The organism is Calothrix sp. NIES-2098 (assembly GCF_963875125.1).
Classification (GTDB): domain Bacteria; phylum Cyanobacteriota; class Cyanobacteriia; order Cyanobacteriales; family Nostocaceae; genus Aulosira.
This window is the reverse complement of the sequence record NZ_CAWNKJ010000001.1, coordinates 4,159,934-4,183,733: the sequence shown is the minus strand read 5'-3', so window position 1 is coordinate 4,183,733 and position 23,800 is coordinate 4,159,934. Positions and strand designations below refer to the sequence as shown.

Below are 23,800 nucleotides of genomic sequence, written 5' to 3'. Positions count from 1 at the left end.
TGTAGATTAGGAAGTGTTACTGATGGCGTGTATTCCCTGCATAGACTAGGATTGAGCCACTTATTATTAATAGCTAAAAGTTTAAAAGTTCCGATTCAACCAGTGGTGATGGTTAAACCGGAACTTTCATGAGGAGTAAAAATAATCGTGAAGAATAATAGAAGCGGTCAATCTTCAATCCTCACAGATGAGGATTATTCTAAAATTCGCAGACAGATTAAAAGCCAAAAATACCGACTTCTTTTAGATTTAGGCTGGTACACAGGGGAAAGGTGGGGGGCTTTGGTGCAGCTGTTGGTTGAGGATTGCTACAACGCCGATGGCACTCCCAGACGGGAAATAACTTTTAGGGCTGTGACTCGCAAAGCTTCACCCGATGGTAAAAGAGAAACGCGCCAAGTCCCGGTGCATGATGTGCTTTTTGCTGCACTATCAGCCTATCAGCCTGATACTAACTCCCTTTGGTTGTTCCCCAACCGCGAAGGTGATGGAAGTATTACAATGCGCTGGGCTGACGATATTTTAAGAAGTGCAGTTGATAAAGCAGGATTAGCGGCCAAGGGCATCAGTACGCATAGTACCCGTAGAAGCTTCATCACAAAATTACATAAGAAAGGTACGGATATTTATATCATTCAACGTATAACAGGACATAAAGATTTAAAGGCATTGGGTCGCTATGTCGAAATCGACAGTGACAGAATCCAAGGGGCGATAGCCAGTTTATGAGCGAACAATTAGCAATTGAGGTTTTGGAGTTTGTGCCCAAGGTTTTAAGCGGGCGAATAACCGATATCGAGGTTATTAAGGCTGAACTGCAAAAGATTTACGGGCTAGCGATTGATGCGGCCGCGGAGTCTGTCGCCCCAAGCCTGAGAATTGACCCTTGAAAATTTAGGGGCTATGGTGATTGCTTCGGTATTCACCTTAATGATTGAAGGCGATCGCTCTTTGCTGAATTAGCGCGATCGCATTTTTTATGAGTTATGGTGTTGTGGTCTATACGCTAACTTACTGGTGCAAACACTTGGCAGGATATGTCCCTCGGCGCGTGAGGGATTTTTTTTTGGGAAGTCACACCCATAAAACGTACAAGTCAGGGTAAGTCAGGGTAAGTCAAGAAGCATCTGCTTTATCTCGGCTGGTGATTTTCCCATTGCGATCGCCTCCTCGATGTCATCGCGCCTGGCTTGAGCAATCGGTGAAGTGACCGGGCCAATGTGAATGCAGTTTTTCTTGCGGCCAACCATCCAGCAGTAGCGATAGTAGCGATGTTTCTTGTTGCCACGCTGAACGTAATACTCTTGCACCCAGTGAGTGTGTTCGTCCGCAAATTGTGCGGCTGTAAAACTGGGGTGAATGTGTTCGTCCGCACTGGTGAGGGTATCTAATTCTGGATGATTGCGTGAGGTTGCAGAATTTTGTGTAGCTTGCGGACGAACATTTTCCTCAGTAAAAGGACTTGAGTTTAGCAAGTTACCCAAGCCTTTTTGACGATACTCGTTATTATCTAGATCGGAGTTGAACGGTTTAACGCTATCATCCCGCTCAACTGCTGTAAAGTTACCCGCCGGAACAAACAGGCCATAGCCATTACGGTCAACTGAAATATCGCTCGTGCCTCTAGGGTCAACCCACAAAACCTTACAAATTAAGTCATTTTCAGATTTAAACTGATAGTCCTTGGCGAATTTACCTGCTGTTGATGCTTGCCTTCGCATCCAATCAGGGGAAAGTTTCACCCAGTCGCCAGGTTTAATTGTGGGTTTGGTGATTTCATCCCAGTACGGGTCAATTTTCGGCTTAGAAACTTGTACTGGGTGAATTGTGAATAGAGAAAGTTGCTCGCTCATAGCTAACCCTCTCTTTTGAAATATTTGATAATAAACATGGTTTTATATTCCTTGTCCCTACATAGGGGCATTTTTTTACACACTTAAATCAACTAGTAGGAATTGGTTCGCTTACATTGCAGTGTTCCCAGACAGAAGCGAAACTTTCCATTGATGTTTTGATAATTTCGGTTATTCGTTGAGTATTTTGGATAACAAAGTCAAAGACTTTATCAAATGTTTTAGGAGCGCTCATTCCGTCGTTTTGATACGAGTATTTGAATTTAGTAAAAAATTGCTGTTGGCATTCAGGATTGAGATTGAGCAATTTATTTAATCGCTCGTTATCAATTCGCCATCGATAGCGACCCTTAAAGAAGTCTTTGGTAAATTCATCCCTAGGGCGTTGACCAACAGTGGCTAATCTCAAGCCAGTTTGCATAATGTTGGCTAATTTTTCTCCTATCTTCCCCCCACGATTGCGAACTCGCTCAACGAGTTCGCAAGTAGTGGTTTCTTCTTCAGGAACTTCTTTGAGAAGTTCCTGAGAAGTTATTGAGGAGTTACTGAGGGGTTCTGGAATGCTTGATTTTTCAAGGGTTTCAGGTGAGATAGAAGGGTTATTTTCACCGTCATTCGGAATATCTGCACTGTTATTCGGAAGTTCTTGACCGTCATTCGGAATATCTTCACCGTCGTTTAACCAGTAATCTTTAATCCGTCTTGCACCGTGCAGATTAATTACTAACCAACCTGCTGTTTTACGACTATCATCAATGCAAGTTTCGCGTTTAAATTCAAATAATCCTGCTTGGTATAAAACCTTTCTTGCAAGGCTGAATGATTTATCACTCAGTGATGTTTGTAACTTTATCCACCTACTACCAAATTGGTCAGATGCCCAACACTCATGCCAAAGAGTTTGCACGATTTTACTCTGAGATGTTACCCATCTCATGTCATCAATTGGCACAATGCAGTGTGGTTTATTAAATTTAGTTGATACCTTCTTTTCTCTGTGTCTTGCGATAGAAACTACTGTTTCTTGTCCCACGAAAGCAGGAATTTCTAGAGTATTTTGTGGCATAATCTTATTAGAAATTCAACGTTACCAAGCCTCCAAGCAGATGCACCCGCTAGGTGGCTTTTTAATTTTTGACATCACAAAACAAGCTATTAGCCAGTTGCTAATACCCAATAAAAAGCCGTCCCCATGTATCGGTGAGGACGGTTTATTCGAGTTTTTCGTTAGAGTTATCTAACTCCTTGTAAGTGGAAGTTAGGGAATCGATATCACGCTCAAGTTCTCTAACACTGGTTAAAAAGTTTTGCTCTAAACTTCGACTTTCATCAAGACGTGCTTCTAGGCACTGCTGATGATTGTGAACGTATGTCAAAAACGATTCTTCTACTAACTTGAGACGCTCTCGAATTTTCCCAGTATCTTCACCTCGGTTGGTAAAAGCGATTTCTCCATTTTTTCTCTGATCATCGTCTCTATGACTTCCGACTTGCTGGTGTTTTGAGTCTGAGAGATTGCGTCTAGATGACTGACGGCTGTTGGAGTCAGCGTCAGGTTGACGGGCTGTTTCTTCTCCTTGTACCAGCCGTGTTTCTTGGATTCCTTCTTCGGATCTTCGTTGCTCATTGATAAAAGTCATAAAATCCTACGCATGATTTTAACATCTAATTCTGCGCATAATTTTAGCCTAATCCTGCGCATAATTTTCTAATGGTGATATTATAGTCAATCATGCGCATGATTGCCGCAACGCTCAATCGTGTTGCAAGTACCTGATGCCCAATGCACAATACCCAACTCCAAACCGACAGAGATAGCAGCCTGTAGCTATTGGTGCAAAGTAAAGACCTGCTGGTGAGTTGAGGAAGTGCTTAATCGCAAAACGTGTAACTGATGCTCAATACCCAATGCAATGCCCAAAAATAATGATTTATTCCTTACAGGAACGGTTAAAGACCTGATCAAGAGACTGCAAAATTTAGACCCTGATGCAGTGATGAGTGTTCACATCCTAGGAGAGGGAACCGATTGTGAGTATGACATTGATGAAGTGGTGATTAACGAAAAATCGATTCTTCTCGTTGTCAATGACGACAATCTAATGCGCGATGACTAAAAAAATGCGATCGCAAAATTCACATGAGGAAAGCTATGGAATGAACCTTTACACCACACCGGAAGCTGCAAAGCTTACAAACATCCCAGAAAGCACGATTAGAACTTGGTTGAGCCGTTATCCAGGGGTATTTCAATTAGATACCCATCTCATCGTTGACGAACACAAGCAGAAGCTATGGACTGAAGCGGGAATTGAGTTATTACGCTCCAGGCGCGAAACGAAAAATGAGACTGAGGACGGCTCAATTTTAGACTCAGGTGACTTTCTTGAAGAACTGCTAGAGAACGATGCAACAAAGCTAGCCCGCGAATACTGGCGACAGTTACCGGGTAGAGTGTTGCAACGGATCGTCCAGATGAGAGATAACCCATCGGCTGAAGACCGCCAAATCGTACAAACCTCAGTCCGTGCAGCCATCAACGCTGGCACATCTCGCTTACTATTACCCACCTATCAGCCGATGCTACTGGAGGGAAATGAAGACTAAACAAGCACTCAGTAGTAAAGTTGTACCATTCACGGGCGAATTTTACCCGGAAGTGCCAGAACCGATGCCAGCAGCCAGTAATGCACCATATCTCGTTATCGTTGCAGCTGCATTAATTGGTGGGTTGGCTATCGGCTCAATTAGCACTTACCAAAGTGCGGATCAGGTGCAATTGCGCCAAATGAAACAACAGTCAGAACAACTACAACAAGTTAAAACCCAAGTTTGTAGGTAATTATTATGGGATTCCTTGCACGGATTATGAGCGCTGGTAAATCCAGCAATAATCAATCATCACTTTCCACTGGCGGCCATGCCATAGATAAAAATGTTGTGCTGTCACCGACCGACCCCACAGTTATCACTCCAATGAACGCTGGTAGTTGGGAAACGGTCAGAACAGCGCAAGTTAACCACAGTCCCCGTTATTTTACCAAGGAAGAAGCCGACCAAATTAGAGCAATCGCCAAAGGTGCATCTGAAGGGGCACGGCATACTCAACGCGCCTACAGGGGGCTGAGGAGAATTGAAGAAGCAGACGCAGCAGTTCACAAACACCACAGAAACTACATTCGCGGTGTGGCTGATGCGGAACTTACTAAAAAACGTGCTGATGCTTCTACAGCAAGGCATTTACACCGTCAGCGTCCGGAGTACGCCAAATTAGGTTTTGGACTGGATAAGGCTGAGGACAAAGCCAACCAACGGATTGAGGAACTGAAACGCAAAATCAAGGCGGCTAAGTAATGGCAAAGGCGGTACACCTAGGAGCTTGGTTTCTACTCGGCTGTATCGCCTCTAGCTCGGTTGCTTGGCTAGGGGCGTTACATCCAGCTTTAACTCGCGTCATGTGGGTTATCTACATCATGTGTGCAGCTGCATTAGTCGTGGTACTGCTGACTGATGATGCTGTTCGCCCGTTTCTCAAGCTTTCTGAGCATGATTACTATGCTTTGCTAATTGCGATCGCAGTTTCGATTGTCCTAGGGGGGATGCTGTCATGGCTTCTCGGTGGTTGAGAACTAACTGCTTGGCAAGTGCTACAGCTGCATTTTGGCTTGCTGCCTTGTCCCCCGTCCCCCCAATTGCTAAGGGAATTTCCTATTCTCTGGCGCTAGTCGCTGGTATTCAGTTAGTCCAAGAATCGGAACGAGTGATGATAGCTGATGCTCGACGCAAAGCTATCGCCGCAATGAATGAGGAATTGGAAGATGTTGAAATGGCACTGCACACGCAAAGCCAAGAACGGGCATTGCATGAGGTTTATGGTGAGGCAAGTGCGACTTACCCGCCGGAAGTCACAGAGGAACTGCAAAAAGCGCTGGAACATTTATATAGAGAGCCGAGCGCTAATCGCACTGGTGAAACTTCAACTTCAACTTCACACAGAAAAGCCTTGTATTTAGCGGTGAAGTCGCTACTTGAAGTCAAGGGTAAAACTTTTGTGCTTCAGGAAGTGTTGCGGCTGCGTGGCGGTCAGTGGGATAAAGGCGAACAGTTTTTGCAACAGCTTTTTGATGAGGGTGAGCGTAATGGATGGGGATGAAAATTATCTTGTCACTTTGTATGAGGGGAATGAACAAGAAAGGCAATTTGAGATGAGTCAAGGAGAATTATCTGTTCATTTCCCAGTGCAGATGGCTGCTATGGAAATAAGTGGAATGAGTGCTTGCGAAATTGCTGATAACACCGGGGCAATTGTGATTGAGCGCATTGAGTCAAGCAGCAAGTAATGAAAAAGGCGATCGCTTTTTACCACTGCGATCGCCCTACGAGATTTTTGTCTTTTACACAATGCCTATGTATCACAAATCACACAAAATGTCATGTTCAGTATTGTCAAAACGACCCGCGCGGGTTGGATTAACCTTCACTATGTCCGGCAGTTGGAGACTGAAACGAAAGAAAATACAGCTGTCACTGTTATTACTTGGAGTTCTGGCGACAGACAGCTTTTTTATGGGGATGATGCTCGACTTGTTGCAGCCAGGTGGGAGGAAGATTTGAAAGAATTGGCTCTTTTGGGATAACCAATTCAAAAACTTGAAACGTTAACAAATAGAAAATACCACAGGTAAATGTTTGGATTTGATGGAAATACGAAAGGTTTCAAAACAATTATTGAGCGAATTGCCAAAAATGATGAGTCTACAGATTTTGGCAAGCTCACACATAAGGAGGTAAGAGCATACGCTCGCTGTATGCTTCCACTAGTTCCACATATGAATGTGAAACTCAATTTAGAGCCAGAATTAACAATTTTACTGACATCGCTTTCTGCTAGTGGCTTACCTCATTACGACCGTTCTTTTATTGCAGCAAGAATATTGAAATTGCTGGAAGAAAGCGACAGGCTGCGGCGTGAAGAACCAGGAGATGAAAGCTTTTAATCATGAATGAACCAAAAAAAGTGAGGCTGTCGAGCTACCGACTAAAGCAGCTTGACGCGGAAGATTTAGAAAAACTCGAAGACTCAATCATCGTTGAGAGTGAGGAAGTTAACCCCGACGAATTAAGTGATGAAGACTACGAACAATGGCAGATAGAACAACACTATGAAGAATTGAATCGACACTAAGCGTTAATACTAAAACTAATGTTTCAAGCTTATGAATGACCCCAAATCAACCAATCAAAACAATATTCCAGATCCAGTTACGGACTATTACCTGACATATCATCAACTATGCAAAGCCAAAGCGCATATTGAAAAAGCAATTAGATATGTCGGTCAGTTTGAAGCTGCGGAAACAGAGATTGATGAAAATGTTGCAACAGATGTGATTAGAGCTATCAGCTTACTGCAAAAACTTTTACCTAAAAGCGATGCCGCCTGATGAGCCAGGACACTGGCGAAACGTGGCATTGCCACGTCGCGGTCTGAGTCCAAACCAGTCGCCAAGATGGCAAACAGTAGCTTAGGGCTTTTAACTTGAATCAAGCTCATGTAGCTTTCTGCCTTTCATAAGCTCGGCTACTGCGAGTTACCTTGTATCCTCCCTATGTCGCCGCAGTTAGCAGCTGCGGCATTGCCTTGAGAGTGAAAGAAGCTCATACGGCTTACGGGTGATTCGCAGGCAGTGACATTAGGGTAATTTGACCACCCAGAGGAAACGCAATGATTAAGGTTTTGGGGCTTGATATTAGCAAGTCCTCAGTTTCGGCTTGTCTATTACTAGAAAAGCCCATATCACCACGTCAATTTTATTATGAGCATCAGTTTTTAAAAATTGAAGCTAATAGCACGGGAATTAGGAAACTACTCGACCTAAAACCCGATGTGGCAATCATGGAACCGACTGGTAATAATTACTCAAAATTGTGGGGTACTCACCTGGCGCGTGCAGGAGTGGAAGTAAGGTTAGTTGGTCACAAGGAATTACGATCGTATCGCGCCAATCACCTGGCACTGCCGGATAAAGATGATGACGCTGATTCATTTAGCTCTTAGCTGTTACTACTTTGATTACCACCAAGACCCACGGCGATTTGTGCAAATCAGAGATGAGGTGATAGTCCGGATTCGGGAATTAGTGCTGAGGTTGGCTCATCTTAATCGGGTGCAAAGTCCTATCATTAACAGGTTGCGTCAAGATTTAGCTTGGCAATTTCCTGAAGTTGCACTGGTACAATCCCGCCGCAGTGCATCGGGTGAAGTGCCTTTACTTTGGGGTTGGCTTTGTGGCGATCGCCCGTCAAAAAAATATGACTCCCTTTACTTTCAAACTGTGGGACTGGGGATAACTGACAGCGTTCGCCACCATGCCAGCCGGCTTTGCAATCTCCAGAGGGAGGAATTCAGCATCGAGGAGGAGTTACGAGCATTGCTCGACGATGTGCGGTTTGAGCGCTACAGAGCAATATTCGCGCGTTTCGGGTTTGGCCCGCGGTTGCAAGCAGTGATGATTAGTCAAATTTACCCGATTGAAACTTTCCTCGATGCTGATGGTAAACCAGAGGTTCGTATACGCCAGGGGCGTAACTCCAAAAAGCCTACCAAACGTCACCTTTCGCTAAGAAGATTTCAAAAAGCATTGGGGTTGGCTCCCAGCCTGGAGTCATCAGGCGACAGTCGAAAGTCCAAAGTTATTGGTGGTAGCGACCTGTGTAGAAAAGCCATGTGGCAGTGGGTGTTTACCAGGATTGAACCAAGGCGATCGCGTTTGGATAACTCCATCGGTGCATCGCTAGGGGAGTTGCTTGATAGAGAAAAAGCAGCCGGTCGGCCGGTCAAGTTGGTGAGGATGAAAGTTGCGTCACAAGCTGCAAGGTTATTGTTTCGGGAGTTAGTTAAATGACAAATGATAATGCAGACTGTAAGTTAGTCATACAGTTCTCTGAGGATGGCAAGCGTAAGCAGAGAACTGTGAAAATCAGCCAAGAGCAAGCACAAGCTCTTATGGACTTAATACGCCAGAAATATTTAGGTAGTAGACCAACCGATGACCAACAGACTTAAACCTGGCTACTATGACTGTCCTGATTGCAAGCGCAGAAGCTTGCATTACTGGACAATTCCCATAACTAAGCAGGAACTTGAAACCTTAACCGAAAGCGACCCACTACCAGATGAGGTTTTCGTTTGTGCCAGGTGCGAGTCAAAATTGAGCGATCGCGATTGGGAGCAACTAAGTTCTGAAGAATACTACTAGAGGAGTTTAACTAGTGCTAAACAAAAGCCAAGCTCAAGAACTAGTAAAAATTTTTGAAAAAGCCTGTGAAGGAATGGACGAGAAAGGATATAGAGATTATGAATTCATTGGTATGCAATGGGACGATGAAACAGATGTGTGGGAAGTAACTTTTTACACTGAATACGGTAACAATCAATTTCCAGTGATGCGCGTTGCGCCCGTACAAAATGGCTACAGGTTGGCGGGACTAGCGTACAAAGATTGAGAAGTCTTACTAGAGTGAAAGGCAAGGAATACATTAAGATTTGAACTCATGCTGCATCGCTTATCAAAGTATGGATTGATTTGCATCACTCAACCACATCATGCGTGGCTTTCAGGCCAATTGGCACGAGCTTGGGGAAACGAAAAATTTGGTGAGTTTGTCCCCAAGGAAGAAGTTTGTCTTGCTGCCGAACAACACGATATAGGTTGGCTGCGATGGGAACAACAACCTACGCTTAACCCACAAACTGGCTACCCTTATAAGTTCACCGAACTTCCAACCGAAGTACATATAGATATTTGGTCTGGTGCTAAACAGCTAGCATTTCCTTTGGGTAGGTATGTAACACTACTTGTTTCGCTCCACGGCACCGGATTGTATGAGCGATTTACAAGCTGGCAAAACTCACACAAATCTGCTCAAATTGTGCGAAATTTTTTAAACAACGAGTATGCTTTTCAAAAACAAATTATTGATCTTCTTAAAAAAGACGAATACTATGCACCTTATGCAACAGTAGAAGTTATCGAGCGCAACAAAAAGCTAGTAGCAACATGGGATGCACTCTCGATAATTTTATGTGTAGGTAAGGTTGGAGAACAACATATTATTCAAGTGCCAACGGTTAATGAAGAAACTACATTAAAGTTAACTTTGATAGAAGACAAAGATAATCATTACACAGCAATTATGTCTCCTTGGCCATTTGAGCAAAGCGAAATCAAACTGGTTTATGAGGGGCGACTTCTACGACAAACTTTTACAGATGAAACAGCGATGCGGGAGACTTTGAGCAATGATTGTTATGTAACTCTAACCACTACCTTAATACCAGGCTGACATACTCTTTTAATATTATTAGCTTATCAAAAGTAAAAGTTTACCTCTAAATTTTAAAAGACCATCGCTTTTTTGGAAATAGAGGCTGGGAAAGAATAAATGCGACAGTCTTTATACTTTTCCCAATCTCGACTATAGGAATTAAATAGTTACTTATACGAAATCACTACTCGTTGAAACAGAGGTGCGATTGAATGCAGTTCGCTCCGCCTAAAACCAGCATTAGCAAACATCTGCTCGTACTCTGCAAAGGTATAAGCATCGCCTTTTGGGGTTGTTGCTAACATTGTCAGACTAAAAACACCAGCATCAGGAGGATGAATGCGATCGCTATCAGGAATAAACTCAAATGTCATCACTCTGCCATTCTCTTTCAAAGCAGCGCGAACCTTTTTTAACAACTGTTCGCAAGTGGGAATATCAAAGTGATGCAAGAAATTAGGTAGTAAAATTATGTCGTAATCGCTGCCATAATCTACATCAAAGGCGCTCCCAGCAATTGTCTGAAAACGCTCTCCTACACCTACTTTAATAGCATTATCTTTTGCTACCTCTAACACAGGTTCCCAATCAAGGGCAACAATTTCTGCATTCGGGTTTTGTTGCGCAAAAGCAATACCAAATAAGCCGTGACTGGCTGCGATATCTAACACTTTTATATGGTTTTGATTATCTCCATTTACAAGTTGAGCAATTAATTGTGCTGGCATTTTCATTAAAGGTGACATTGCTCGTGCAAATCTTACCCAGACTGGATGTTCGCTTTCTAAAGTGCCTTGAGCAGACAGAGCAGTTCCTCCCTGACGCACAGCAGTTGTGAGGTTTGCAAAAGCTTGAGTTATAGTGTCAGCCAAGAGAAATTCCATTACATCTCCTGCATAAGCAGGACTTTTTTTATCCAGAAACTTTGCTGAATCAGGTGTTAGTTTATAACCGTCTGTTTCCTTTGTCAAAAAGCCAATAATTGTTAAATAATCACATAACATTCGCATACCACGTTCTGAAGCTTGACACTTTTGCGCCAGTGATACAGCCGACTCAATTCCCGAACCGATGGCAGTAAAAACTTCTAATTCTACAGCTGCTTTAATCGCGGCTGTGTTTTGGTAAGCATTAACTGTGTTAAAAAAATGTGCTGGTGAAGGAGGTGAAGGTTGGTTAGACATTGTGAGATAAATTAATACAGTATGTTAGCGATCGCTCTTTATTGATACTGAATATCTACAGCTTTACTCTCCATTGTTGGCAAATCTTAATTTCTGCTGAGAATACTTAATCTTGAGCATTTGAGGTTTGTGTCTCAGTATCTTGTATCATTAAGTTCTAAGGTTCGCAGATGGCATATTTTTATGAACTCATCAGCCAGTGAACGCGTCACGATTGTTGAAGTACTAGAGTTAACAAAATCTTTTACAGAATTTACAGCCGCCAGTCAGGCGCTAGCGCGAAGACTTGAGACTGAAGGAATTAAGGCACTTGTAACTTTGCAGTTTTATGCCAATTTGGAATCATCCGAATTGGGCGCAATTCTTACCTTTGCCGATCGCAGCCAAATTATCCAGCATATCAATATGATGACAGCATGGCCCGAATTTCAAGAGTTTGTTGCTACTGTTAAACCCATTGATATGAAGATTTTCGGTAAATTAAGTGCGGAAGCAGAAGAATGGGTGCGCCAGTTTAACGTTCTCAGCAAAACGTTTGAAAATCACGTTGCTGGATTTGTACGCTGAGAATTCTCAATCGACGCCTAATTTCATACTTTCTCTTTAGGTGGTGTAGCAATTCCCCGCTTCAGCAAACCAGCTTCAAGTTCTTTGATAAATCGCACATCTTCTTCTGGTAGGGGTTGGCTGACAAATGCATTCTTCTCCAAAAAAGCGAATGCTTGGCGGAATTGGTGAGGATTTGTTTTGATTAGCGAGTCAAAATGACAACTAATAATTTGCTGAAAATCCCAATTTGCAACTTTATCAGCCCAGTCAAGTACTTGTTTTGGTGCTTGGGGAAGAATCAGGGTTTGCAAAATCGGCGCGACAAACGGACGCCCATCGCCTCGAAGATTTGCAAATGATTGCTGCCAATTTTCTTGCCATTTAAAAGGATATAACCCAAAATAAGCTTTTTTTGAGCGATCTGGTGCTTTGAGAATATCCCCTAATATCTGCTTCAATCCAGCCACCTCTAGGGCGCTGGGACGAAAGTATATCGCAAATAAACAGATGCGTTGCCATCCTTTACGGCGGTTTGCTGGATTATCTTCAATCACTTCCGAACCATTTTCTCTGGCATGAAATAGTAAAGGATAGGGATCTATTTGGGCGATCGCAGGCGGATCTTCTGGTACAGAAAGTATGGTATCGGTGAGTAATAGAGTACGCGATCGCTTATGGAAAACTGCCACTTCTGCAAAAGATCCCCGTCCCAAGTTGATATCTAACACCGCATAATCAAATTCATCGCCGAAAGGAACTTGACTTTTATCTTCTGGGATTTCCTGGGTGCGTTTTTGAGGAAAGCCAAGCCAACTCAGAGGTAAGTTTACTGGAAAACTCCATTGATGAGGCGCAACAAAAACCTGCGCTTTGGGAAAGCGTCTAGCGAACGGCCCAACAAAAACCTTATGTTCCAAACCCGAACTTGTAGGCAGAACAATGTATTTAACATCGCCATGCTTTGCCACCAACTCATTAAGCAAGCGGATACACTCAGGAGTAGGTGCGACGGGCGCATACACCAACAAACCACCAGCTTCTAATGCGATCGCAGTCATCCGAATGGGCACAATGGTGTAGAGAATGCCGTGCAGCTGGTCGAATGTCCAGATAGTATCCTTCACTACTTCAGTGCAAACTGTCCTGCGTTTGCCGTAGGGGTATAGTGGTACAGCAGGCCAAAACGGCCATGACCAATCGCGTGGATTTATCTGTTGTACTTGTGGCCCCTGTGCAATCATAGTTTTTCTACCCATTTCATGCTCTTTCCAATTTCTAGCATTAGAAGGGAAGAGAGAAACAGCTTATTCCTGCGTTCATAAAACGTAATGCATCTGTAGGGGCGGAGTTTCTTTGTCCTTAACAAGATTCCGTATGTCAAAACGATTGATGAAGTCGGTATAAGTTAAACATGAGTCAAAATTCTGATTGCTGACTACAGCACTGAGAAGTAGTATTTTCTTAGAGGCAATCTCAGGAATAGCAAGCGTAAAACCGAGATGCCGTTTTTACGGGAGAATAAAAAATTAACCTCCAAATAGCAACGAAATGGTGGTTAATAAAATACATAAGCTATCAAAGGAAAATTAATAAATCTTGAACAATCGACTCTTATTAAAGGAAAAATTACAAGCCTCGCTTGACAAGATTCAAACCAATAGCGATGGACCTGCTACGAATTTGCAGCTAGACAATACCTTAGCCTTAGAAATTGAAAAATTGGCGACGGAATTAGAAAGTGTCAATCCCAATCCGTATCCACTACTCAATGCTACTGCTTTGCTAGATGGAACTTGGCAGCTAAAATACTCCACAGCTAGAGAAATTCGTGCTTTAGCTTCCTTACCATTGGGGTTGAAAGTGTGTCAAGTTTATCAAGCGATCAATGTTGCTAATAAATCGTTTTTCAATCTCGCTAAAGTTCGACATTTTTTGGGGCTAGTATCAGGATATGTCAAAGTAGCAGCTAGCTTTGAACCTGCTCAAGAAGAGGTATCGCCAGCACACAAACGTATCAACGTCTCTTTCAAAACACGTTATTTAGCAATTGAGAAGATTGTCGGCATTAACACTCCGCAACTTAATCCATATAAAGTTATGCCAGCAAAAAATCCTAATGATAGAATTGCCACTCTCGACATTACTTATTTAGATGAAACATTGAGAATTGGACGGGGAGGAGATGACAGTTTATATATTTTGAACAAATGCAAGAATTTACCCAATATTACTTCCTAGATTTAAATGCGATCGCCTTACTTTATCAATCTTTATTTGCTGAAATTCTCATTTCTATAAATGGATTTTAACTAAGCATATACGCTTTCAATTTTTTTGCGAACATTTTGAACAAAATTAAGTTTCATTGGCAAGATTCCTATTTCTATTACGAAATATAATAATTTGCAATTCTTCACCTGCCAAAACAATAGATTGCCCGTTATCTAGCTAAAACCAAATAGCTGAAGTTACCTGTAGAAATTGAACTTTACCGAAACTATTAGCACTGAGCTGACGCGAACGATTTCGGGGGTGACGCTCGTTCCTCGCTAACGCAATCGACGGGAACAGCTAAGGCTGTGACCTCTTCACCACTTTGCGTCTACGCATCCAACCTTATTTAAACTATAAATAATAGCAAAACCCCATACTTGGAGGTGCAGCAGTGGTACAACAAGTTACACCAGAAACCACCATCAAAGTCATCTACCCGGAAAGCGACGGACAGCCAATGGCGGATAATACAGAACAATTTACATGGATTGTCAAAATTAAAGAAAATTTAGAAATTCTATTTGCGTCACAAGCTGATGTATTTATCGCCGGAGATTTGTTTTGGTATCCAGTTCAAGGAAACCCTAATATTAAACAAGCACCGGATACGATGGTCGTTTTTGGTAGACCAAAAGGAAAACGAGGTTCCTATTTACAGTGGGATGAAGATAATATTCCCCCACAGGTAGTATTTGAAATACTATCGCCAGGTAACACGCTCAAAGAAATGACCAAAAAATTGCAGTTTTACCAGCGTTACGGTGTAGAAGAATATTATATTTACGATCCAGCTAAGAACGATTTAAATGGCTTGCTGCGTTCTGGGGATAGTTTTGAAGTCATCGAAGAGATGAATGGCTGGGCAAGTCCGCGTTTGGGAATCCGTTTTCAACTAACAGCAGATACACTAGAAATATTTTCACCTACTGGACAAAAATTTTTGACACCTGTAGAAATTGACTCTTTACGCGAACAAGAACGCCAACGTGCAGAACAAGAACGTCAAGCCAAGGAAGCGGCTTTAGAAGAATTAGAAAAAGAGCGCGATCGCTATCAGGAGTTGTTAGCTAAACTCAAACAGCAGGGAATTGACACAGATAATTTGTAATTAGCGATCGCACCCAATCAATCGAGGCTATTTTCCGATAACAGCGATGTCTACGACGGGCTGCGCCAACGCAATTTTTCCAACAGCACGTTCTGTTTCACTTTCTGTATGAGCCGCTGCTAATTCTTGTAAAGGATATGTGCGGTGAATCACAACCCGAATTTTACCCGCTTCAATCAACTCTTTTAAATACAGCAAGTCCTTACTATTGGGTTTTTCTAAAACAAATTTAACTTTTTGGCCGGGTAGGAAGGTTGTTAAAACACTCTGCACGACACTTTCAGCGCTCGGTAGAGTTGTGATATATATGCCATTGGGTTTAAGGACGCGTTTGCATTCAGAAGGCGATCGCTTACCAACAACATCGAAAATAATGTCATACTGCCTTGTTTCTTGGGTAAAGTCTTGTTGTGTATAATCAGTTACCCTATCTGCTCCCAAAGATTTCACAAAATCTACGTTTTTGGTGCTGCAAACTCCCGTTACCTCTGTCCCCAAAGCCTTGGCAATTTGCACTGCAAAAATGCCTACACCACCAGCTGCTCCATTAATCAACACTGTTTGCCCTGACTGGATATTACCCTGGTCGCGTAATGCTTGCAAAGCCGTGAGCGCAGCTAAAGGAACAACGGCGGCTTCTTCGTAGCTCAAGTTCGTAGGTTTGGGAGCCGCTAAAGTTTCAGGGATAGCCGCAAATTCTGCATAAGCACCTCCAGGGAAAGCAGTACTACCGTAGATTGCATCTCCTGGCTGAAAACGCCTGACACTAGAACCAACCTCTACAACTTCTCCCGCCAAATCAAATCCCAAAATCATCGGAAAATTGTAACCTGTGAGCAATTGCAACATTCCCTGGCGGATTTTCCAATCAACAGGATTTACACTACTGGCGTGAATCTTCACAAGTATTTGGTCTGGCTGAATTTTTGGTTGCTCCACATCCTCATACTGCAACACCTCAGCAGACCCATATCGACGGATAACAACAGCTTTCATCTTTTTCCTCCTGCTACCCCGTTTTTCTCTATGAATACAGTTTACTGGGGACTGGGAATAGAGATTAGGGAGAATGAGAATAAGCTCGTATCTTGTACTTCTGCGTATACTCATTGCTTGAAAGAGATTATTCCTCATAAAGTTACATTATTTTTATCGATTAATATTGCTAAATCACAAACTTTAGATGTTTTACGTAGGACTTAAATAACATCAACTATTTTTAGTTAAATGCTACCAAATAAAAAATACTTACTTGTCATCCCTCTTGAGAAATAAAGAAAAAATAAACCTAAAAAATTAAATTTTTTGAAAATGATATGCATTAGCCCACTTATTCACACACATCCACAAGCCTTATATATCAGGCTTTACAAGCCTTATTGCATATCATTCTTAATGAAATATTAAAAAAATATAAATTGCATTTTTTCCTTAAAAAAAATGATAGGTTGGATACAGAATTGAATTTCGCACGTATCTGGAGTAGAACAACGTAGCCTACTCCAGTTTTTCCCCCCTCAATCCCCGATCGCTACTGGCTTTGGGTGAGGTTTGGGGGAAGTTTGAGTACAAGCTAAAACATCTAAAAAGAATATAAAATACCGCCCAAATCTTTACAGGGACTAAGTTCTGGCTGAGTACAAACAAATCCTGTACCCCACTTCAAAAATACTTGTACCCCAATCGAAAAATACTAGAACCCCTACCCGAAAAAAAATTTTTAAATTCTTGTAATATCTAAATTATCAAGGTTTGAAGATTTGAGTACAAACCTAATAAATCCAATAAATTCTATTCCATATATACATATCATCGACCAGAAAAACGGCTGATATAAATCATATATCGCCAATCACTTAACGCTTCTACACAAAATAAAAGCCAAAAGTGAGTGGAGGGATGAGATAGCACCATGCCTGAAGTGAATAGAAGTCGCGGCTTTCTGCACGAATTCTACCCACGACCCTAACGTTGACACACACCAGCCGAAAATCAAGGATTGTAAGCCTGCCCTACTCTAAAATCGGATGTTCTCATCAGCATCACTCAACAAAAGAGTAAGTTCCTGCGAGCAACATGAGTAGAAGCTGCGACTTCGATTCTTAGGCATCAAGAGTAGCAACGGCATCTCTCACAGTGGCAAGCCAGTCCACCGACCCTTGCGAAATTCAATGACACCACCGTCTACAGGACTCCTCACCTCCTCCGATCGGGAACCGACCATTACCCAAGCCAAATCAGGTGGTTGCGGATGCGACAGCAAAAGCAACGCCACCGTGGAAATGGACGAAAAACTTAAGGAACGCATTGCCAAGCATCCCTGCTATAGCGAAGACGCACACCACCACTACGCCAGAATGCACGTTGCAGTCGCACCCGCCTGTAACATTCAATGCAACTACTGCAACCGCAAATTTGACTGCGCTAATGAAAGTCGTCCTGGTGTAGTTAGCGAGTTGTTAACTCCAGAAGAAGCAGCACACAAAGTATTGGTGATTGCAGGTAAGATTCCCCAAATGACAGTCTTGGGAATTGCTGGTCCTGGCGATCCACTGGCGAATCCAGAAAAAACTTTCCGCACCTTTGAGTTGATTGCAGACAAAGCCCCAGATATCAAACTTTGCCTCTCAACCAATGGTTTGATGCTGACCGAATATGTCGATCGCATTAAACAACTCAATATAGATCACGTTACTATTACCCTTAACACTATTGACCCAGAAATCGGCGCACAGATTTATTCTTGGGTTCACTACAAGCGTAAGCGTTATAAAGGTGTTGAGGGAGCGAGAATTCTGCTAGAAAAGCAGATGGAAGGTTTGCAAGCCCTCAAAGAAGCTGACATTTTGTGTAAAGTCAACTCGGTAATGATTCCGGGAATCAACGACCAGCACTTGGTAGAAGTAAATAAATTCATTCGTGAAAACGGTGCATTCCTTCACAACATCATGCCGTTGATTTCGGCACCAGAACACGGCACACACTTCGGTTTAACTGGTCAGCGCGGCCCTACAACCAAAGAACTCAAAGAAGTTCAAGACAACTGCGCCGGCAACATGAAAATGATGCGTCACTGCCGTCAATGCCGAGCCGATGCTGTAGGATTGTTAGGAGAAGACCGCAGCCAAGAATTTACCAAAGATAAATTCCTGGAAATGGCTCCCGAATATAACCTAGAACAACGTCAAGAAGTTCACGAAGGTATTGAGAAGTTTAAACAAGAACTAAAAGCAGCCAAAGAAAAGGCACTAACTGGCAAGAAATTTGCTAACAATCCCAAAATCCTCGTTGCAGTCGCAACCAAAGGTAGCGGATTAGTTAACCAACACTTCGGTCATGCCAAAGAATTCCAGGTTTACGAAGTGGATGGTCAAGAAGTACGCTTTATCAGTCACCGCAAAATAGACCACTATTGCCAAGGTGGATTTGGAGAAGAAGCCACTCTAGACAACATTATTAAAGCGATCGCAGATTGCAAAGCGGTTTTAGTCTCCAAAATTGGGAACTGTCCCAAAGAAGAATTGCACAAAGCTGGCATACAGACTGTTGAAGCTTACGACGTAATCGAGAAAGTCGCTTTGGAATATTACGAGCAATATGTCGAAGGACTAGGCAATTAGGGTATGGGGCATGGGGCATTCACGATGCCCAATGACGGCAGTTGCTACAACGGGGGGAACCCCCGCAACGCACTGCCTCCCCAATGCCCAATGCCCAATTCCCTATGCCCAATCCCAAAAGGAGAATAGTCATGGCTTACAAAATTACTGGCCAATGTATTTCCTGCGATTTGTGTCTGTCTGTATGTCCCACTGATGCAATCAAAATAGTCGATGGTAATCGCTGGATAGACCCCGAACTTTGCACAAACTGCGTCGGTAGTATTCATACAGTACCTCAATGTAAAGCTGGTTGCCCCACCTGCGATGGTTGCGTTAAACAACCTAGTGATTATTGGGAAGAGTGGTTTGCCAATTACAACCGCGTTTTAGCGAAATTAACTAATAAACAAGATTACTGGGATCGTTGGTTTAACTGTTATTCTCATCAGTTTACACTATCAAATTAAACAAAAATCTTTTGAGGGCATAAGCTTGTACCCTACAGTCAAGCTTTTCACGTCGAATATCTTGGCTCAATGTTCTGTGTTATGTGTGATTTACTTTACATAAAATACCCATGACAAAGAAAGCAGCAGAGAAACTCATGCTGCTTTCAAAATCCTTTGATGTACCTGTGGAATAGAATCACTGACACATCCACTCGTATTTTATCTGTAATGCCAGTATTTTTTTGCTTTGGTCACTAAACCATACTGCAACTCATGTGTCACTTGGTCTAATTCAGTGGGGCATTAGTTGCTGTTGAGCGATCGCAATACATTTGTTGTTGGCTAGTTAGATAACGTTTTTGACTTGATCTGGTTGAGAGTCAAGATGATTAAGCTGCTATCACCCGACTTATTGTAAGTATGTCTTTTGAGTCAAATTCATTGCTTTTGCTTTTTTTAGCTGGATCAATCACTTCAAACGTTTTTTGTTCTTTTTTGGAGCTTCCATCATCGCTATCAGGTACACGAACTAGTAGCTCACCAACTTCACATTCTAAAATTTGGCACAACTTGTCCAATGTATCTAAAGGTATGGATTTTGCTTTGCCATACTCAATTTTCTGAATGTTAGCCAGAGACATCTCAAGTCGTCTTGCTAGCTCATTCTGCGAAATTCCTCTTTCTTTTCTAATTTCTTTAAGTCTTACTTCCACAGTCATGAGTTGAATTCATATATATATAGATTAACCTACTCTTAGTAGTCTATCTATCAATAGTATTTATTGTAAGTAGTCCAACAGATAACTAACTATCATATATCTATCTAATGTAATACCTACCAATAGTAGGTATTATGTAAATAACAAAAGACGACCGCCCTTGCCTGGAAAACTTGTGCGATCGCCTTTTAATCCTTTAACAGGAAATACCATTATGACTCAAACCATCTATAGCTATCAACAGCTAGAACACAAATCCATAGCTCGACTCAAGCAAATCTACAATGACATCATCTGCACAGTTGAGGTACTTGACAAGCGGTGCAAGGATGCTTGGATTAATGCCATAGCTGAGTATCAAGTCAGCAGGGTTCAGACAGTGGTTGATACTACCCTTGACGAACAAGCTACAGCCGAAGCTATACCTCCGCAACTGATAACAGTAGCAATCAACTTCTACCACCATGAAGTCTACGTAGGTAAAAAACTCATAGCTTACATGGTCTACGATAATGACGAATTTGTGATGCAACCTTGGTTGGTTATGGTTAATGGCAAGGAGATTTTCCGCGCCACTACATCTGCCAAATGCCTACGCTACATTCAATGGCATTACCCGGATGGCACACTCAACCCATTCGACCAAATTGAACTAGCTGAAGTCCCAGTAGTCCCGACAATTATGAAAATTTCTTTTTACGAGCAAGAAGCATTTGTTGGTGAGCAAATGATAGCTAGGATTAGCTACGACTATGGAAATTACGAAAATTTATACTGGCGGGTGATAATTAACGCTAAAGAGATTTTTCGAGACATTAGCCCAGCCAGATGTCACAGTTACATTAAACAAATGTACCAGCAAGGTAAACTTCCATTACAAGAGTAGTTAGACCTTGAAAAACATTTGCTATCACATAGCAACTTTTTGCCTACGACTGATACATATCTGCAATACTTGAACTCTTACCCCTAGAGAATAGCGATCGCTTCTTTCGGATGAGGCGCAAGTTCAGTAATTGGTAACAGTCTCAAACTTACTGTGAGCAGTAATAGAAATTGCTGCTCACTCCTACATGCATTTTTTCAAAAGTGATATTGCGTCAACGAAGTTTCAAGTTGGCAAGGAGGTAAAGGATGAGTGCTATTGTCTCATCGAACAAAACATCTGTGCTTGTCATATTGCGCCGAGAGTATCTGGAAATTACTGGTAACTTCTGTGCTGCTAAGTTAATTGAGTATTTCAGGCATTGGACAAAGTGGAAGCTGAAAAATCATCGCACTCCTTGGGTTTATCAACCACTCAAGAAAATCTATGCTGACCTCATGGGTGAACATAGCTTACATGTTATTAGGAGTGCGATCGCCTTACTGGAGGAGATGGGTATTATCGAAAAGCAGAAAAATCCAGGTAATGGGCAGGATAAAACTTGGCAGTATAAATTACACCATGATGTACTCAATCACCTATTGGAACATCGCAAAGGCAAAACTGAACCTTCCAAACTCACTGTAGAATCACATCTTAGATCAGATCCTGAAACTTCTAAACCACAACAACATGCTGTTGAGGAAAAAAAGCGTGAAGACGTTGAAGAAGAGGTTCTATCACCCCAAACCGATATTTGTGATTACGCCCAGGAGTCAATTCGCCAAACTCCACAACCACAGCAAACCCAGATTACTCACTTGGCTGATGAATCAGAACAAGATGACTCAACTGACGAGATAGATCCTGATGAAGACATATTTCCCGTGCAGGAAATTGTTAGCGAAGCGGTAGCGAGTCCTCTCCCAAGGGGAGACGCTAAGAGCGAACGAGCGTCAGTCGATTCAAGTATGGATAAGCCCAGCAAGCGCGAGATTGCAGAGATATGCACTGAGTTGCGGCGACTGCGGATTAACCCTGAACCTTGTTTAGGGGTGATGAAGAAATATTGGGTGAATGTGCAAGGTGCGATCGCTCGTGTGAAAGAAGCAATTCACGAGGAATGGTGCGATAATCCCACTGGATTATTTATCAATAGCTGCAAGAGTGGGGCTAAGGCGAAAAATACGGTAACATCGGATGTGAGCGCTTGGTTTGAGTGGGCGAGGAAGCAGAGGATTATACTAGCGATGTCTGGTGGGGTGGTTTATACATCCGATGGCAATGCGGTGGAAGTTGGGGAGATGATGCAGCGCTTTCCAGTTGTGGAATAAAGTAAAAGGATTGATTATTTCATCAATTACTCAACCTTCTATTGCCGTTGTTTGAGTTTCAGCATGATTTCAGCGTGCATTTCACGAGTAATTGGATAAAAATAGGTTAAAACTAAACCAGCAATTAAACAAATTATAGGTAAGGGGCTAATTGCAAGGCGAATAGCAAGTAATGCCAAATCAGGTTGTGTAGGTAGTTCATTTTGCCCAGCTACAGCTTCTTTAAAACCGTATGCTTGCAAGGCATTTCCTACTAAAAATAAACCAAAAGCTAAACCAAATTTTTGCAGCAACACCATAAAGCCATAAAAAATTCCCTCGCGGCGTTGTCCAGTTTGGAGTTCATCTAATTCAATTACATCTGGAATCATTGACCAAGGAATTAAATAAGCTGTAGACACACCAAAACCTGCCATGACTGCCATTAAATACAATAAATTCAGTTGACCAGGTTGCAAGAAATAGAGTCCGGCGGCGGCGATAATCCATAAACTAATTCCTAGAAAATAAACAACTTTCTTGCCAACTTTTTTACTTAAAGTACTCCAGAAAAATAGCATCAACAGCGCTGTTCCTTGGACAGCAATCATCACTGTTGGTACATCCGCTTCTTGCAGATGCATACAGTAAACTACAAAATAAGGAATAATGCTGGCTGTAATCTGTACGGCTAACCAAGTACAAAGATATATACCGATAACAAATAAAAAAGGTCGGTTGGTAAAGACAATTTTGAGTTGTTCGGTGAATGGAATAGATGGGAGTTCTTCTAGTGAAATGCGTTTGGATTCAAATGCTAAAACGCGATCGCGCGTACCGTAAACGCAGCCATACAACGCTAATATCGATATTACAGTACAGACTGCGGCTAAAACTAGATATTGTTGCTGGCGATCGCTAATTACAGAAAAGACGATTTTTGACAAAATCAACGATAAAATACTGCCACCAATGGAAAAGGTAAAGCGAAAACTGTTGAGGCTGGTACGTTCGTCATAATCTTGTGTGAGTTCTGGAGTCATTGCTGCATAAGGCAAATGGACAACGCTGTAGAACACCTGAGATATCACCCCAATCGCTACGTAATACCAAAACAAACTCCATACACTCAATGGCGGTACAATCCACTGCAAGAAAAAGAAAAGACCACAAGGAGTCGCCCCATATAATACCCAAGGTAGACGACGACCCCAACGACGAGATTTCGTTTTATCAGTCAAAAAACCAACAAACGGATCGTTGATTGCTTCCCCAATTTTGCCAATCATCAAAATACTACCAGCCAAACCCGCCGGGATACCTGCGACATTCGTAAAGAAAACCAGCAGGAAAAATATGGAAATATTTGCCGTAATCGCTGGGCCTAATTCGCCTGCACCATAAGCCAGTTTAGTTTTAAATGGTAGTTTTTTACTTTGAATAGAGCCATCAGTGGCAGAATCATTCATAAATAGTTGCGCTTATAGGACTAGTACCGATTTACACCGTGCTACAAAAAAGAACTCTTCCACAGCGATCGGTTGTAAAGTAGTTGC

Annotated in this window: 32 protein-coding genes and 1 pseudogene; 25 read left to right on the top strand and 8 right to left on the bottom strand. The window is 42.3% G+C overall.

Annotation, left to right across the window (positions count from 1 at the left end; translation table 11 throughout):
* Positions 1 to 147: 147 nt before the first annotated feature.
* On the top strand, positions 148 to 729 hold the full coding sequence (locus tag AACU33_RS17470) for a tyrosine-type recombinase/integrase (protein ID WP_096589876.1): 582 nt from the start codon (positions 148 to 150) through the stop codon (positions 727 to 729).
* Entirely contained in the window at positions 726 to 890 is a 165-nt protein-coding gene (locus AACU33_RS17465) for a hypothetical protein (RefSeq protein ID WP_339376107.1), read from the top strand. The genes AACU33_RS17470 and AACU33_RS17465 overlap by 4 nt, the downstream gene beginning before the upstream one ends.
* Before the next feature lie 216 nt (positions 891 to 1,106).
* Here AACU33_RS17465 and AACU33_RS17460 read toward each other — a convergent pair whose 3' ends face one another.
* From AACU33_RS17460 to AACU33_RS17450, 3 genes are all read right to left on the bottom strand, one after another.
* Positions 1,107 to 1,853, bottom strand: a complete 747-nt coding sequence (locus AACU33_RS17460; RefSeq protein WP_096589875.1) for a hypothetical protein — start codon at positions 1,851 to 1,853, stop codon at positions 1,107 to 1,109.
* 88 nt (positions 1,854 to 1,941) lie between these two features.
* Entirely contained in the window at positions 1,942 to 2,919 is a 978-nt protein-coding gene (locus AACU33_RS17455) for a hypothetical protein (protein ID WP_096589874.1), read from the bottom strand.
* A gap of 145 nt (positions 2,920 to 3,064) precedes the next feature.
* A complete protein-coding gene (locus AACU33_RS17450; protein WP_096589873.1) occupies positions 3,065 to 3,493 on the bottom strand; it encodes a hypothetical protein in 429 nt (142 codons plus the stop codon).
* Between the two features lie 273 nt (positions 3,494 to 3,766).
* Here AACU33_RS17450 and AACU33_RS17445 point away from each other — a divergent pair, with 273 nt between their 5' ends.
* The 16 genes and pseudogenes from AACU33_RS17445 to AACU33_RS17365 all read left to right on the top strand — a co-directional run bounded on the left by AACU33_RS17445 (position 3,767) and on the right by AACU33_RS17365 (position 10,199).
* Positions 3,767 to 3,970: a hypothetical protein gene (locus AACU33_RS17445; protein WP_096589872.1), complete on the top strand. Its 204-nt coding sequence runs from the start codon at positions 3,767 to 3,769 to the stop codon at positions 3,968 to 3,970.
* Positions 3,963 to 4,460, top strand: coding sequence for a hypothetical protein (locus tag AACU33_RS17440; protein ID WP_339376106.1), 498 nt, complete (start codon positions 3,963 to 3,965; stop codon positions 4,458 to 4,460). The genes AACU33_RS17445 and AACU33_RS17440 overlap by 8 nt, the downstream gene beginning before the upstream one ends.
* Positions 4,450 to 4,695, top strand: coding sequence for a hypothetical protein (locus tag AACU33_RS17435; RefSeq protein ID WP_096589870.1), 246 nt, complete (start codon positions 4,450 to 4,452; stop codon positions 4,693 to 4,695). The genes AACU33_RS17440 and AACU33_RS17435 overlap by 11 nt, the downstream gene beginning before the upstream one ends.
* Positions 4,696 to 4,700: 5 nt before the next feature.
* The gene (locus AACU33_RS17430) at positions 4,701 to 5,207 is read left to right on the top strand and encodes a hypothetical protein (RefSeq protein ID WP_096589869.1); all 507 of its coding nucleotides are present in this window, start codon (positions 4,701 to 4,703) and stop codon (positions 5,205 to 5,207) included.
* Positions 5,207 to 5,479, top strand: a complete 273-nt coding sequence (locus AACU33_RS17425) for a hypothetical protein (RefSeq protein ID WP_096589868.1) — start codon at positions 5,207 to 5,209, stop codon at positions 5,477 to 5,479. The genes AACU33_RS17430 and AACU33_RS17425 overlap by 1 nt, the downstream gene beginning before the upstream one ends.
* Complete coding sequence (locus AACU33_RS17420) at positions 5,461 to 6,006, top strand: hypothetical protein (RefSeq protein ID WP_096589867.1); 546 nt, start codon at positions 5,461 to 5,463, stop codon at positions 6,004 to 6,006. The genes AACU33_RS17425 and AACU33_RS17420 overlap by 19 nt, the downstream gene beginning before the upstream one ends.
* On the top strand, positions 5,993 to 6,193 hold the full coding sequence (locus AACU33_RS17415) for a hypothetical protein (protein ID WP_096589866.1): 201 nt from the start codon (positions 5,993 to 5,995) through the stop codon (positions 6,191 to 6,193). The genes AACU33_RS17420 and AACU33_RS17415 overlap by 14 nt, the downstream gene beginning before the upstream one ends.
* Positions 6,174 to 6,467 (top strand): hypothetical protein, encoded by a 294-nt coding sequence (locus AACU33_RS17410; RefSeq protein WP_339376105.1) that lies wholly within the window; start codon positions 6,174 to 6,176, stop codon positions 6,465 to 6,467. Before AACU33_RS17415 ends, AACU33_RS17410 begins: the two co-directional genes overlap by 20 nt.
* 71 nt (positions 6,468 to 6,538) lie before the next feature.
* Entirely contained in the window at positions 6,539 to 6,850 is a 312-nt protein-coding gene (locus AACU33_RS17405) for a hypothetical protein (protein ID WP_096589864.1), read from the top strand.
* Positions 6,851 to 6,852: 2 nt separating this feature from the next.
* Entirely contained in the window at positions 6,853 to 7,038 is a 186-nt protein-coding gene (locus AACU33_RS17400) for a hypothetical protein (protein WP_096589863.1), read from the top strand.
* A gap of 31 nt (positions 7,039 to 7,069) precedes the next feature.
* Positions 7,070 to 7,297, top strand: a complete 228-nt coding sequence (locus AACU33_RS17395; RefSeq protein WP_096589862.1) for a hypothetical protein — start codon at positions 7,070 to 7,072, stop codon at positions 7,295 to 7,297.
* 281 nt (positions 7,298 to 7,578) lie between these two features.
* A pseudogene (locus tag AACU33_RS17385) lies at positions 7,579 to 8,758 on the top strand (IS110 family transposase).
* Positions 8,755 to 8,919, top strand: coding sequence for a hypothetical protein (locus AACU33_RS17380; RefSeq protein WP_339376102.1), 165 nt, complete (start codon positions 8,755 to 8,757; stop codon positions 8,917 to 8,919). Before AACU33_RS17385 ends, AACU33_RS17380 begins: the two are co-directional and overlap by 4 nt.
* Entirely contained in the window at positions 8,903 to 9,112 is a 210-nt protein-coding gene (locus AACU33_RS17375) for a hypothetical protein (protein WP_339376101.1), read from the top strand. Before AACU33_RS17380 ends, AACU33_RS17375 begins: the two co-directional genes overlap by 17 nt.
* Before the next feature lie 13 nt (positions 9,113 to 9,125).
* On the top strand, positions 9,126 to 9,359 hold the full coding sequence (locus AACU33_RS17370; protein ID WP_096589861.1) for a hypothetical protein: 234 nt from the start codon (positions 9,126 to 9,128) through the stop codon (positions 9,357 to 9,359).
* A 48-nt stretch (positions 9,360 to 9,407) separates the two neighbouring features.
* The gene (locus tag AACU33_RS17365; protein ID WP_096589860.1) at positions 9,408 to 10,199 is read left to right on the top strand and encodes a DUF3891 family protein; all 792 of its coding nucleotides are present in this window, start codon (positions 9,408 to 9,410) and stop codon (positions 10,197 to 10,199) included.
* A 149-nt stretch (positions 10,200 to 10,348) separates the two neighbouring features.
* Here the strand turns inward: AACU33_RS17365 and AACU33_RS17360 are convergent, their stop codons facing one another.
* Positions 10,349 to 11,365, bottom strand: a complete 1,017-nt coding sequence (locus AACU33_RS17360; protein ID WP_096589859.1) for a methyltransferase — start codon at positions 11,363 to 11,365, stop codon at positions 10,349 to 10,351.
* Between the two features lie 183 nt (positions 11,366 to 11,548).
* On the opposite strand from AACU33_RS17360, the gene AACU33_RS17355 reads away from it, so the two are divergent.
* Positions 11,549 to 11,932 (top strand): hypothetical protein, encoded by a 384-nt coding sequence (locus tag AACU33_RS17355; protein WP_096589858.1) that lies wholly within the window; start codon positions 11,549 to 11,551, stop codon positions 11,930 to 11,932.
* 23 nt (positions 11,933 to 11,955) lie between these two features.
* Here the strand turns inward: AACU33_RS17355 and AACU33_RS17350 are convergent, their stop codons facing one another.
* The gene (locus AACU33_RS17350; protein WP_339376100.1) at positions 11,956 to 13,155 is read right to left on the bottom strand and encodes a DUF4336 domain-containing protein; all 1,200 of its coding nucleotides are present in this window, start codon (positions 13,153 to 13,155) and stop codon (positions 11,956 to 11,958) included.
* Between the two features lie 355 nt (positions 13,156 to 13,510).
* Here AACU33_RS17350 and AACU33_RS17345 point away from each other — a divergent pair, with 355 nt between their 5' ends.
* Both AACU33_RS17345 and AACU33_RS17340 read left to right on the top strand, forming a co-directional pair.
* Positions 13,511 to 14,152, top strand: a complete 642-nt coding sequence (locus tag AACU33_RS17345) for a PAP/fibrillin family protein (protein ID WP_096589856.1) — start codon at positions 13,511 to 13,513, stop codon at positions 14,150 to 14,152.
* Between the two features lie 427 nt (positions 14,153 to 14,579).
* Positions 14,580 to 15,296 (top strand): Uma2 family endonuclease, encoded by a 717-nt coding sequence (locus AACU33_RS17340; protein ID WP_096589855.1) that lies wholly within the window; start codon positions 14,580 to 14,582, stop codon positions 15,294 to 15,296.
* Positions 15,297 to 15,323: 27 nt separating this feature from the next.
* Here the strand turns inward: AACU33_RS17340 and AACU33_RS17335 are convergent, their stop codons facing one another.
* Positions 15,324 to 16,292: an NAD(P)-dependent alcohol dehydrogenase gene (locus AACU33_RS17335; RefSeq protein WP_096589854.1), complete on the bottom strand. Its 969-nt coding sequence runs from the start codon at positions 16,290 to 16,292 to the stop codon at positions 15,324 to 15,326.
* A gap of 1,175 nt (positions 16,293 to 17,467) precedes the next feature.
* Here AACU33_RS17335 and nifB point away from each other — a divergent pair.
* The gene (gene nifB / locus AACU33_RS17330; RefSeq protein ID WP_096589853.1) at positions 17,468 to 18,916 is read left to right on the top strand and encodes a nitrogenase cofactor biosynthesis protein NifB; all 1,449 of its coding nucleotides are present in this window, start codon (positions 17,468 to 17,470) and stop codon (positions 18,914 to 18,916) included.
* 131 nt (positions 18,917 to 19,047) lie between these two features.
* Positions 19,048 to 19,365, top strand: a complete 318-nt coding sequence (locus AACU33_RS17325) for a 4Fe-4S binding protein (protein ID WP_096589852.1) — start codon at positions 19,048 to 19,050, stop codon at positions 19,363 to 19,365.
* Between the two features lie 371 nt (positions 19,366 to 19,736).
* Here AACU33_RS17325 and AACU33_RS17320 read toward each other — a convergent pair whose 3' ends face one another.
* Positions 19,737 to 20,066, bottom strand: coding sequence for a helix-turn-helix domain-containing protein (locus AACU33_RS17320; protein ID WP_096589851.1), 330 nt, complete (start codon positions 20,064 to 20,066; stop codon positions 19,737 to 19,739).
* Between the two features lie 160 nt (positions 20,067 to 20,226).
* Here AACU33_RS17320 and AACU33_RS17315 point away from each other — a divergent pair, with 160 nt between their 5' ends.
* Together AACU33_RS17315 and AACU33_RS17310 are read left to right on the top strand one after the other, a co-directional pair.
* Positions 20,227 to 20,952 carry a hypothetical protein gene (locus AACU33_RS17315; protein WP_339376099.1) on the top strand — a complete coding sequence of 242 codons (726 nt, stop codon included), beginning with the start codon at positions 20,227 to 20,229 and terminating at the stop codon, positions 20,950 to 20,952.
* A 248-nt stretch (positions 20,953 to 21,200) separates the two neighbouring features.
* Positions 21,201 to 22,265 carry a hypothetical protein gene (locus AACU33_RS17310; protein ID WP_096589849.1) on the top strand — a complete coding sequence of 355 codons (1,065 nt, stop codon included), beginning with the start codon at positions 21,201 to 21,203 and terminating at the stop codon, positions 22,263 to 22,265.
* 38 nt (positions 22,266 to 22,303) lie between these two features.
* On the opposite strand, the gene AACU33_RS17305 is transcribed toward AACU33_RS17310, so the two are convergent.
* The gene (locus AACU33_RS17305) at positions 22,304 to 23,713 is read right to left on the bottom strand and encodes an MFS transporter (protein ID WP_096589848.1); all 1,410 of its coding nucleotides are present in this window, start codon (positions 23,711 to 23,713) and stop codon (positions 22,304 to 22,306) included.
* Between the last annotated feature and the right edge of the window lie 87 nt (positions 23,714 to 23,800).

Bases quoted from the DNA above. Each gene is read 5' to 3' on its own strand.
- AACU33_RS17445 (WP_096589872.1), top strand. From the start codon at position 3,767: ATGCCCAAAAATAATGATTTATTCCTTACAGGAACGGTTAAAGACCTG.
- AACU33_RS17465 (WP_339376107.1), top strand. From the start codon at position 726: ATGAGCGAACAATTAGCAATTGAGGTTTTGGAGTTTGTGCCCAAGGTT.
- AACU33_RS17400 (WP_096589863.1), top strand. From the start codon at position 6,853: ATGAATGAACCAAAAAAAGTGAGGCTGTCGAGCTACCGACTAAAGCAG.
- AACU33_RS17395 (WP_096589862.1), top strand. From the start codon at position 7,070: ATGAATGACCCCAAATCAACCAATCAAAACAATATTCCAGATCCAGTT.
- AACU33_RS17460 (WP_096589875.1), bottom strand. From the start codon at position 1,853: ATGAGCGAGCAACTTTCTCTATTCACAATTCACCCAGTACAAGTTTCT.
- AACU33_RS17425 (WP_096589868.1), top strand. From the start codon at position 5,207: ATGGCAAAGGCGGTACACCTAGGAGCTTGGTTTCTACTCGGCTGTATC.
- AACU33_RS17455 (WP_096589874.1), bottom strand. From the start codon at position 2,919: ATGCCACAAAATACTCTAGAAATTCCTGCTTTCGTGGGACAAGAAACA.
- AACU33_RS17430 (WP_096589869.1), top strand. From the start codon at position 4,701: ATGGGATTCCTTGCACGGATTATGAGCGCTGGTAAATCCAGCAATAAT.
- AACU33_RS17380 (WP_339376102.1), top strand. From the start codon at position 8,755: ATGACAAATGATAATGCAGACTGTAAGTTAGTCATACAGTTCTCTGAG.
- AACU33_RS17420 (WP_096589867.1), top strand. From the start codon at position 5,461: ATGGCTTCTCGGTGGTTGAGAACTAACTGCTTGGCAAGTGCTACAGCT.
- AACU33_RS17320 (WP_096589851.1), bottom strand. From the start codon at position 20,066: ATGACTGTGGAAGTAAGACTTAAAGAAATTAGAAAAGAAAGAGGAATT.
- AACU33_RS17360 (WP_096589859.1), bottom strand. From the start codon at position 11,365: ATGTCTAACCAACCTTCACCTCCTTCACCAGCACATTTTTTTAACACA.
- AACU33_RS17440 (WP_339376106.1), top strand. From the start codon at position 3,963: ATGACTAAAAAAATGCGATCGCAAAATTCACATGAGGAAAGCTATGGA.
- nifB (WP_096589853.1), top strand. From the start codon at position 17,468: ATGACACCACCGTCTACAGGACTCCTCACCTCCTCCGATCGGGAACCG.
- AACU33_RS17335 (WP_096589854.1), bottom strand. From the start codon at position 16,292: ATGAAAGCTGTTGTTATCCGTCGATATGGGTCTGCTGAGGTGTTGCAG.
- AACU33_RS17325 (WP_096589852.1), top strand. From the start codon at position 19,048: ATGGCTTACAAAATTACTGGCCAATGTATTTCCTGCGATTTGTGTCTG.
- AACU33_RS17355 (WP_096589858.1), top strand. From the start codon at position 11,549: ATGAACTCATCAGCCAGTGAACGCGTCACGATTGTTGAAGTACTAGAG.
- AACU33_RS17435 (WP_096589870.1), top strand. From the start codon at position 4,450: ATGAAGACTAAACAAGCACTCAGTAGTAAAGTTGTACCATTCACGGGC.
- AACU33_RS17305 (WP_096589848.1), bottom strand. From the start codon at position 23,713: ATGAATGATTCTGCCACTGATGGCTCTATTCAAAGTAAAAAACTACCA.
- AACU33_RS17365 (WP_096589860.1), top strand. From the start codon at position 9,408: ATGCTGCATCGCTTATCAAAGTATGGATTGATTTGCATCACTCAACCA.
- AACU33_RS17415 (WP_096589866.1), top strand. From the start codon at position 5,993: ATGGATGGGGATGAAAATTATCTTGTCACTTTGTATGAGGGGAATGAA.
- AACU33_RS17450 (WP_096589873.1), bottom strand. From the start codon at position 3,493: ATGACTTTTATCAATGAGCAACGAAGATCCGAAGAAGGAATCCAAGAA.
- AACU33_RS17310 (WP_096589849.1), top strand. From the start codon at position 21,201: ATGAGTGCTATTGTCTCATCGAACAAAACATCTGTGCTTGTCATATTG.
- AACU33_RS17350 (WP_339376100.1), bottom strand. From the start codon at position 13,155: ATGATTGCACAGGGGCCACAAGTACAACAGATAAATCCACGCGATTGG.
- AACU33_RS17405 (WP_096589864.1), top strand. From the start codon at position 6,539: ATGTTTGGATTTGATGGAAATACGAAAGGTTTCAAAACAATTATTGAG.
- AACU33_RS17375 (WP_339376101.1), top strand. From the start codon at position 8,903: ATGACCAACAGACTTAAACCTGGCTACTATGACTGTCCTGATTGCAAG.